Below are 3,925 nucleotides of genomic sequence, written 5' to 3'. Positions count from 1 at the left end.
TCTTCCTGCTGATCCCGGTCTTCGCCGCGGCGATGGCGCGCGGCTACTGAGCCTCCACGGCGACGCTCTCCGCCAGCGGCGCGATCGGCACCAGCGGCGCTGGTATCTCGGACGTTTTCTCGGCCGCTTTGCACAGATCGGCGATGACGCAGGCCGGGCAGTCCGGCTTGCGCGCCTTGCAGACATAGCGGCCGTGCAGGATCAGCCAGTGATGCGCATGGCGCATATATTCTTCCGGAATGATCTTCAGCAGCCCCTGCTCGACCTGCTCAGGCGTCTTGCCGGGCGCCAGCCCCAACCGGTTGCCGATGCGCAAGATATGCGTGTCGACCGCCATCGTGTGCTGGCCGAAGGCCATGTTGAGCACGACATTGGCGGTCTTGCGCCCGACCCCCGGCAGCCTGACCAGCTGGTCGCGGTCGTCTGGCACTTCGCCGCCATGCTCGTCGATCAGCGCCTTGGACAGCGCGATCACGTTCTTGGCCTTGTTGCGCCAGAGTCCGATGGTGCGGATGTAGTCGCCGACCTTTGCCTCGCCCAGCGCCAGCATCTTCTGCGGCGTGTCGGCGACCTTGAACAGCGCCCGCGTCGCCTTGTTGACGCCGGCATCGGTCGCTTGCGCCGAAAGCACCACGGCGACCAGCAAGGTGAAGGCGTTGACATGCTCGAGTTCGCCCTTCGGCTCCGGCCGCTGCACCGAAAACCGCCGGAAGATCTCATGCACCTCGGCCGGGCTGTAGAGCGGCCGTGATCGTGCCGGCCGCGGCCGCGGCTTGGCGTTCGAGCCGTCGCGCCGGCCGGGCGGCAGTGCATTTTTGGCCATCGGGGATTTTTTCGTCTTGGGGCTTGCCATTCCCTTCCTATAATATCCAGCCATGAGCGACACAAACGCCTCTTTCCAGGCCGACGAACCCTTCTTCCATGCCTTGCTGACACCGCACCGCTCGCTCGGCCGCACCGGCTTCTTCGTCCTGATGGCCGCGTTGTCGTTCGGCTGGCTGGTCACCGGCGCGTTCTTCCTGTCGCGCGGCGCCTGGCCGGTGTTCGGCTTCTTCGGGCTCGACGTGATCGCCGTCTACATCGCCTTCCGCGTCAACTACCGCGCCGCCCGCGCCCGCGAGGAGGTGTCGGTGTCGCGCACCACCCTCGACATCCGCAAGACCGCGCCCTCCGGCAAATCGGAAGCGCACCGCTTCAATCCATTCTGGGCCCGCTTCTCGATCGCCCGCCATGCCGAGATCGGCATTACCAGGATGGCAGTGGAAGCGCAGGGGCAGATCGTGTCGATCGGGTCCTTCCTCGACCCCGCTTCCCGCGAAAGTTTTGCCGCCGCCTTTTCGCGCGCGCTCGCCACCGCCAGGGCGCGCTGATCGTCAAAATTGGAACCGCAGCAACCGGCCCACCTTGCGAAGGGCCGGGATGTGGCTCCAAAGGCGGAAGATCAGGCCCGCGAACCAGCTCACGCGCGCGGCATGTTCGGGTTTGTAGGCGGAGGTTTCCTCCACCAACCGCAGGCCAGGCGCAGCCTGCTCCAGCGCGCGCGGGTCGTTGATCGCCCAGTGAAGCTCGGCCCCGGTAGCTCGGAACGTCGGGCTGGAACGCACGAATTTCAGACCGAGATCGCTGTAGGCGTCGCAGACAAGCTCGCCACCGGCCAGATGCGACACAAGCCGCGCAAACAATTTTGGACCCTCGTCGGCGGCGAGATAGGGCGTGAGCCCCTCCGCAACGATCATTGCCGGCCGATTGCCCGGCACAGCATCGAGCCAGCCGGGCTCGGTAACCGACGAAGCGATCAAATGGGTGTGGTCGCGCGGCGGAAAAAGCTTGCGCCTGAGCTCGATGACCTCGGGATAGTCTACGTCGAACCAGTCGACGCCTGGCGGCGGATCGATGCGGAACACCCGTGTGTCGAGCCCGCAGCCGAGATGCAGCACGATGGCGTTGGGGTGCATGGCCAGGAAGGCCGACGTCCAGTCGTCCAGCGCCTTCGCCCGGATTGCCAGGCTGACGGCGAGATTGTCGTCGACCTTAAGCCTCGCGAAGTCATAGTCGATCCGGCGAACGGCCTCATCCGCGAAGCGATCTTGCAACAGCGAATCCGGCCTCCGGCTTTCCAGCGCCTTGCCGTAGACGGTGATGAGCAGGGTTTCCTTTTCCCGGGTGAGATGGACTTTCTCGCCGGCCATGGGCTTTCCTTTCACTGAGCCAGTTCTATCTGGGCGCCGGTTGCTGGAAGGCAAGTTTCGGGTGGTGGCAGAGGGCGGGAACAACGATATTCGCGCTCAAGGAGATATTGCCATGAACGCCCAGATGACCATGAATGCGCAGATGAAACCGACCGCGATCCTTCAGAACGACATCACCCCCGAAGGCAGTGATTACGAGGTCGTGCGCCGCGCCATCGAGAAGATCAGCCTCGACTATCGCGACCAGCCCTCGCTCGAGGTTCTGGCCGAAGAGGTCGGCGAGACGCCGACCGGGTTGCAGAAGCTGTTCACCCGCTGGGCCGGCCTGTCGCCCAAGGCCTTCCTGCAGGCGGTCACGCTCGACCACGCGCGCCGGCTGCTCGATTCCGGCATGCCGCTGCTCGAGACGTCGTTCGAGCTCGGCATGTCCGGCCCCGGCCGGCTGCACGACCTCTTCGTTACCCATGAGGCGATGTCGCCGGGCGACTACAAGACGCGCGGCGCCGGCCTCACCATCCGCTACGGCTATCACATCTCGCCCTTCGGCATCGCGCTGATCATGGTCACCGACCGCGGCCTTGCCGGCCTTGCCTTCAACGATGCCGGCGGCGAGCGGGCAGCCTTCGCCGACATGTCGGGGCGCTGGCCGAACGCGACGTATGTCGAGGACATGAGCGCCACCGCGCCCTATGCCGCGCGCATCTTCGATCCGAGGCTGTGGCGCGCCGACCAGCCGCTGCGCGTGGTGATGATCGGCACCGACTTCCAGCTGCGCGTCTGGGAAGCCCTGCTGCGCATTCCGATGGGCAAGGCCTGCACCTACTCCTCGATCGCCGCCAGCATCGGCGCGCCGAGCGCGAGCCGCGCGGTTGGCGCGGCCGTCGGCGCCAATCCGATGTCCTTCGTCGTGCCCTGCCATCGCGCGCTCGGCAAATCCGGGGCGTTGACCGGCTATCACTGGGGCCTGACGCGCAAGCGCGCCATCCTCGGCTGGGAGGCGGGACAGGTCGGGTCTTGAAACATCGATTTTTTCGGTGATTGTTGCACAAAACCGCAGATCGAAGTATAAGCAAGTATTCTTACACTTATTGGCCCGCACAATAGGCGATGCAACCGGCGACAACCTGTGGTTTCGCCGGTTTTTCTCTTTGCCGGCAAGTCACTCCACTTAAGTTTACCCTAAATTAACCACGACAAAGCGAAGATACCTTTGCATTAAGTCGGACCAGCCGGCTTGATAGGAGGGTCTCGATGAAGTTCTTTCGCGCCGTCATCGGTGCGGCACTGCTGGTCGCCTGTATCGACCAGACCGCATCGGCCGCCACCGGAAACGTGTTGTTCAACGGCACGATCACCGCGACCTGCACGATCACGATCAATTCCAACGGCACGATGACCGTCAGCACCAACCTTCAGTCGCTGAGCTCCCACAATGCCGGCGGTTCGGCCGGCAGCGCCCAGGTCGACACCACGGGCGGCGTCACGCTCAGCGTCGACCCGGTCACGACCACCACCGTGCCGGCCTCGGATGTCACGGCCACCACATGGACCCCGACCGTCGCCACCTCCGGCGCGCAAACGATTGCCGAAACCGGAACGGCGACCGCGCTGACGGTACCCGGCACATCGACGGTCGCCGTCAACCTTGCCGGCACCAAGGGCGGCTCAAACCGCTTCTCCGCCGGCAACTACCAGGCGACCGTGACATTGCGCTGCGAATAGCCTCTCGCGAAAGG

The 3,925-nt window shown here is 64.8% G+C and carries 5 protein-coding genes; 3 read left to right on the top strand and 2 right to left on the bottom strand.

Annotated elements, in window-relative coordinates; all coding sequences use genetic code 11:
* Positions 1 to 43: 43 nt before the first annotated feature.
* A complete protein-coding gene (gene nth, locus EN780_RS29070; RefSeq protein WP_127286379.1) occupies positions 44 to 853 on the bottom strand; it encodes an endonuclease III in 810 nt (269 codons plus the stop codon).
* Positions 854 to 875: 22 nt separating this feature from the next.
* Between nth and EN780_RS29065 the strand changes: the two genes are divergently transcribed.
* Positions 876 to 1,370 (top strand): DUF2244 domain-containing protein, encoded by a 495-nt coding sequence (locus tag EN780_RS29065; RefSeq protein WP_127286380.1) that lies wholly within the window; start codon positions 876 to 878, stop codon positions 1,368 to 1,370.
* Positions 1,371 to 1,373: 3 nt separating this feature from the next.
* Here the strand turns inward: EN780_RS29065 and EN780_RS29060 are convergent, their stop codons facing one another.
* A complete protein-coding gene (locus EN780_RS29060; RefSeq protein ID WP_128276007.1) occupies positions 1,374 to 2,189 on the bottom strand; it encodes a class I SAM-dependent methyltransferase in 816 nt (271 codons plus the stop codon).
* Between the two features lie 130 nt (positions 2,190 to 2,319).
* On the opposite strand from EN780_RS29060, the gene EN780_RS29055 reads away from it, so the two are divergent.
* The gene (locus EN780_RS29055; protein ID WP_127286387.1) at positions 2,320 to 3,207 is read left to right on the top strand and encodes a methylated-DNA--[protein]-cysteine S-methyltransferase; all 888 of its coding nucleotides are present in this window, start codon (positions 2,320 to 2,322) and stop codon (positions 3,205 to 3,207) included.
* 233 nt (positions 3,208 to 3,440) lie between these two features.
* Positions 3,441 to 3,911, top strand: coding sequence for a hypothetical protein (locus EN780_RS29050; RefSeq protein WP_128276006.1), 471 nt, complete (start codon positions 3,441 to 3,443; stop codon positions 3,909 to 3,911).
* Positions 3,912 to 3,925 lie beyond the last annotated feature (14 nt).

The organism is Mesorhizobium sp. M4B.F.Ca.ET.089.01.1.1 (assembly GCF_004022605.1).
Taxonomy (GTDB): domain Bacteria; phylum Pseudomonadota; class Alphaproteobacteria; order Rhizobiales; family Rhizobiaceae; genus Mesorhizobium; species Mesorhizobium abyssinicae.
This window is presented reverse-complemented; position numbering and strand designations above follow the sequence as displayed.

What these genes read in the sequence shown, in the direction of transcription:
- nth (WP_127286379.1), bottom strand. Translation starts at nt 853, where the DNA reads ATGGCAAGCCCCAAGACGAAAAAATCCCCGATGGCCAAAAATGCACTG.
- EN780_RS29050 (WP_128276006.1), top strand. Translation starts at nt 3,441, where the DNA reads ATGAAGTTCTTTCGCGCCGTCATCGGTGCGGCACTGCTGGTCGCCTGT.
- EN780_RS29060 (WP_128276007.1), bottom strand. Translation starts at nt 2,189, where the DNA reads ATGGCCGGCGAGAAAGTCCATCTCACCCGGGAAAAGGAAACCCTGCTC.
- EN780_RS29065 (WP_127286380.1), top strand. Translation starts at nt 876, where the DNA reads ATGAGCGACACAAACGCCTCTTTCCAGGCCGACGAACCCTTCTTCCAT.
- EN780_RS29055 (WP_127286387.1), top strand. Translation starts at nt 2,320, where the DNA reads ATGAATGCGCAGATGAAACCGACCGCGATCCTTCAGAACGACATCACC.